Here is a 5,099-nt window from a genome sequence, read left to right as displayed (position 1 = left end):
CATGCGCAGTCATCGCCATCGGCAGATGGCTAAGCTCCTTGAACGGGGCGAAATCATGCCGCTGCAGATCACTGAGCGAGGCATTGACCACTGGCAGTTCAAAATGCGTGTCGGCAAAGGCACGTCCATGGCCCGGAATATGCTTCATGACCGGCAGCACGCCGCCCGATATCAGCCCTTCCGCGGCTGCGCGGCCGAGCTCGATCACGGGTCGCGGGTCCTTGCCGTAGGCACGCGCGCCGATGACATCGCTGGCGCCTTCGATCGGCACGTCGAGCACCGGCAGGCAATCGGCTGTGATGCCGTAGCGTAACAGGTCGAAAGCATGCAGCCGCGCCATCAGCCAGGCCGCGCGGGCGCCGGCATCATGATCGTCGCGCCACAGCGCGCCCAGCGCGCCGCCGGCGGGATAATTCGGCGCCAGCGGCGGCCGCAAGCGCTGCACACGGCCGCCTTCCTGATCGATGAACACCAGCGCGTCCGGACGCCCTATGCAGTCTCGCATCTCGGCGACCAGATCGCGGATCTGTTCGGTCTCGCCGATGTTGCGCGCAAACAGGATGAAGGCCCACGGGCATTCATTGCGATAGAAATTGATTTCTTCGCGGGTGAGCGATTTCCCGGCGCAGCCGAGGATCATGGATTTTGATTCGGTCATGTCGGCAGTTTAGGGCTTTGTGCGATCAAAGGGAATCGCCAGGGATTCATCCACGGCAACGCCGGATCTGCTTTCCCCATGAAAAAAGCCGGCGCGGTGACCGCGCCGGCTTTCAATCGGTTGGCTCCGGCTTTAGCGCGAGACGAAGCAGTTGCCGCCGGCGGCCTTGTAGCTGGTGCACAAATTGATCGCGTCATTGCGTGACTGGGCCGGAACGCGCACGCGGTAGAACGTGCCTTTGCCGGCGATCTCGGCCTTGACGATGTTGGCGGTACGCCCGGCAAGCACGCTGCCATAGCGGCGCTGCAGATCCTGATAACTGGACTGGGCGCTTTCGACGGTCGGCTGCGAGGCGATCTGCATCGACCACGAGCCACCGCCTGCCGCGGTCGATGCCGGATCGATGGACGCAACCTGATCGGGCTTGACCTCGCCGACGACATCGACCGGCTGGTCGGACGGACGCTGCGGCGCTAGCGGAACCTTTGCCGGCGTGTTGGCCGATTGGGCCTTGGCCTCGGCCTTTGGCTTGGCCACCGGCTTGAGGGCCGGCTCGTCGTCCGCCTGGGCGGCGGCAGGCGCCACGGTACCGGTCTGGTCGGCATCGGCTTGCGCCGCCGGGGCGACATGCTGCGGCGCCGGATCGACCGGCTCGGTAGCGGCCACTTGCGGAGCGGCGGGTGCCGCCGGATCTTCACGCGGCACCAGCGAACCGTCCGACTTGACCACCATGGTCCTCACCTTGCGCGGTGCAATGGCGACGACATCGGCATTTGTGCCCTTGTCTGCATCCTGCAGCACCTGCGCGATGCGGTCCTCGGACTTGGGAGCTGGCGCCGTATTGTCGGCCAAAGCAGCGCCGGCCATCGGCGCGGCGTTGCCGACATCGGTTCCAGCGCCGGCTGCATTCTGGTCCGGCGAAAGATCGATGGCGCGGGCCGGGTCCTTCGCCTGCACGTCCACCGGCTCTTCGGTGTTGGTGACCAGCTTTTCCTGGACCGGCTCGGCGGGCTTGGCGCCCCTGACCGCGTCGTAGACCTTGTTGTCCTGGTTCGGCACCACGGCACCGCCCGGATTCTCCGGCTTGACCTTGATCGGCGCGTTGTCGGCCTTGACGATGACGGGCGCTTCGCTGCCGCCCTTGCCGCCAAAGGACAGCGCAAAGGCACCGAGACCGCCCGCGACCGCGACCGCGCCGACAATCGCGGCGATGAACAGGCCGCGTCCGCGCGACGGCCTTGCGGCCTCACGCTCGCCGAGACCCGGAACAGCCATCTCCTCGTCGAGTTCGGGATCGTAGTCGAGTTCATCGACGGTGAAATCATCGGCTTGGGAAGCCGGCTGGCTCCCCGGCAGGTTGTCGAGGTCGTAGCCCGAGGCGTCGGCATAACCCGTGGGCGGCGCCGCGCGGGCAGACATTTCCATCGGCCGCGCCGCATAGGTTCGCGCTTCCGGCTCATAGCCCGGCTTGACCCCGTCATAGCCCGGCTTGAGGCTGTCATAGCCCGGCTTGAAGCCCGCGGCATAGGAGCCATCATCGTAAGACGCGCCGGCCGCGTTGCTTGCTGGGGCGGCAGTCACCTCCACCGCGTTCATCTCGGAGAGAAGGCTGGAGAACTCGGCATCGAGATCGTCATAGCCAGGCGACGCCGGCTGGTCTTCCTCGAAGTGCAGTTCGGGGATATCGAGATCGTCCGCCAGCGCCACGACACGCTCGGGCACATCGACCGTCTCGACATCGGGCATGTCTTCGTAACGCGCCGGCTGGCGCGATTGCGGCGCCGATACTGGGGCAGCGGGAGCCAAGGTTTCGACCGGCTCGGACGAACCATAGGACGTCATGGCGGCGACTGCCGGCGCTGCGGCCATGGATGATGCCACCGAAGCGGCCGGCTGAGCGCTAAACGTAGGCTGCGTGCTGAATGACGGCTGCTGCGGAACCGGCGTCACGCGGCTCCACGAACGCGTCGGCTCTGTCGGTTGGGAACGCTCCGCAAGCCAATCGAAAGAATCCGCCGAATTGTCCCGGGGAGCGGCTTCATCACGCGGATCAAGGCCCTGGGCCAAAGCCGCGTCCAACGCATCATCGTCGAAATCGACATCGCCAATGGTGTCCGAGTCCGGATCCTGGAGTTCATCAAGCATAAGATCGTCAATATCCGCGTCGGCCGCTTGGGCCGTGCCAACATGTCGATTCTGCTCAGGCGTGGTTTCGTCAAGATCCCAGTCGAGGTCGCCGACAAGGTCGGCCGGTTCCTCGGCAGGCTGGGCAACAGGCGGCGGGGCAGCGACAGCCGGCTGAGCCGTGACAGGCTCGCTGGCCACCGGCGCCGTGCGGGAAGTCATGGCGCCCAGCAGCGCATTCAACTCGTCTTCCAGGCTCCGTTCGTCCGCAATCGGGGCGTGCACCGCCGGCGCGACATTGGCTTCTGGCGCCGCCGGCTGGATCGTAGCGGCAGCAACTTCGGCGACCGGCTCTTCGACCGTTTCGGCGAACGAATCTTCAAAGTTCAGGTCGAAGGCATCGTCCGACAGGCCTTCAGGGTTGGAAATCTCGCTTGTTGAGTCCGCAGCATCGGCAAGCACTTCATGCGCTTCCGGCTCGTCGAAGGCGATCGGCTCATCCGCGCGAACGTCGAAATCCATGTCGACATCGGCCATGGCATCGTCGAGGCCAGCAAAGCTCTCGTCGGAGATTGCCTGGCCGTCAAGCGCCGCCGCCTGCTCCGGCATGGCATGCTCGACGGGATCGGCGGCCATGAATGACTGTTCCGCCGCCGAATGGTCGTCGAGCATCAGCTCGTCTTCAAGCGACATTGCCACCGCATCGTCGAATTCGTCATCGGAGGCAACCGGCTCGACAGAAGCGGGCGTATCGGCAACGCTGTACAGGGCCTCTTCGGCTTCCTCATCGATCCGAAGGTCCTGGTCGAGCGAGGCGGCAAGCTCGTCCGCCATCGACTGATCGTCCTCGAAGGGGGACACGTCCTCGAGCGAACCGGCGACGGCATCGCCAATGTCGGACGCGAAAGCGGGCTCGACGGACGGCACGGCTTCAGCGGCGACCGCATGGCTGGCGCCGGCGACGTGGTCGTCGATCTCAGCCATGTCCAGTTCGAAATCGTCGTCGAGCGACACCGAAAGCTCGTCGTCCATCGCGCTGGCGTCAGCCGCTTCGAATGCCGGCTCATGCACGAAAGTCGGCTCATGAGCCTGAACAACCGGAGCGGCGTCGCTGTCGTCAGCGCCGAACTCGCCCATCATTTCTTTCTCGAGATCGATATCGAAATCGCCCTCTTCGAGCCCGTGATCGGCGGCTGGGGCCTGCGGCTGGGCGGGCGATTGCGGCCTGACCGGCTGGCGCGGGTCGAATCCCATGATCCTGGTCAGTTCCGCGAACGGATCATCCTCAGCGATGTCGTTGTTGTCGGCTACTCTCAGCTGGGTTCTGTCTGCCATTATTGTTCCCGAACTCGCACTCATTCGGACGCCATGGACGTCGCGTAGGGTTGGCCCTTACCAGCGCAATGTGGGCAAAAGGTGACAGGTTATTTAGTCAAACCTAACGCATTTCAGTGGGCGCGGCGGCCCCGATCAACGTCAGGCCGGACGTCAAAACGTCCGAAACAGCCTGCACCAGCCCTAGTCTGGCATGCGTCAATTGTCGGTCGTTAACCTTAACAAAACGTAAGTCCGGATTATCCGTGCCACGGTTCCAGTGCCCGTGGAAGCTGGAAGCCAGATCATAGAGGTAAAATGCCAGCCGATGCGGCTCGAGCGCAAGGGCGGCGGACTCGATCAGCCGCGGGTATTCGGCAAGCTTGCGGATCAGGCCGATCTCGCCCTCGTCGGTCAGCAATGCCGCGGCGGACGCCAGGCTGTTGCGGTCGAAATTGGCTTCGCCCAGTTGCTCGCTCGCCTGCCGGAACACCGAATGACAGCGCGCCGAGGCGTACTGGACATAGAACACCGGATTGTCCTTGGACTGCTCGGTCACCTTGGCGAAATCGAAATCCAGCGGCGCATCGTTCTTGCGATAGAGCATCATGAAGCGGATCGCGTCGCGGCCCACCTCCTCCACCACTTCGCGCAGCGTCACGAAATCGCCCGACCGCTTCGACATACGCACCGGTTCGCCCTCGCGAAACAGCTTGACCAGATTGCAAAGCAGCACGGTGAGCTTGACCTCTTCGCCGGCAATCGCCCGCGCCAGGGCTTCCAGCCGCTTGACGTAGCCGCCATGGTCGGCGCCGAGCACATAGATCAGGTCGACGAAGCCGCGATCGACCTTGTCCTTGAGATAGGCAACGTCGGCGGCGAAATAGGTGAATGAGCCGTCCGACTTGACCAGCGCCCGGCCCATGTCGTCGCCGACCATGGCGGCTACGTCAAGCGGCTGGAAGCCCTGGCGCGGGCGATTGCCGGCGAAGAGGTCAAGCTC

At 64.4% G+C, this 5,099-nt stretch carries 3 protein-coding genes; all 3 read right to left on the bottom strand.

The window, feature by feature from the left end:
- Positions 1 to 658, bottom strand: a 658-nt coding sequence (locus tag EN884_RS25355) for a glycoside hydrolase family 3 N-terminal domain-containing protein (protein WP_164895145.1), incomplete at its 3' end; no start/stop codon positions are given.
- A gap of 132 nt (positions 659 to 790) precedes the next feature.
- Positions 791 to 4,117 (bottom strand): SPOR domain-containing protein, encoded by a 3,327-nt coding sequence (locus tag EN884_RS25350; RefSeq protein ID WP_063168119.1) that lies wholly within the window; start codon positions 4,115 to 4,117, stop codon positions 791 to 793.
- A 103-nt stretch (positions 4,118 to 4,220) separates the two neighbouring features.
- The coding region (gene argS, locus EN884_RS25345; RefSeq protein WP_245491986.1) for an arginine--tRNA ligase at positions 4,221 to 5,099 on the bottom strand (879 nt) is incomplete at its 5' end.

Source organism: Mesorhizobium sp. M7A.F.Ca.AU.001.01.1.1 (assembly GCF_004022735.1).
Taxonomy (GTDB): domain Bacteria; phylum Pseudomonadota; class Alphaproteobacteria; order Rhizobiales; family Rhizobiaceae; genus Mesorhizobium; species Mesorhizobium ciceri.
This window is presented reverse-complemented; position numbering and strand designations above follow the sequence as displayed.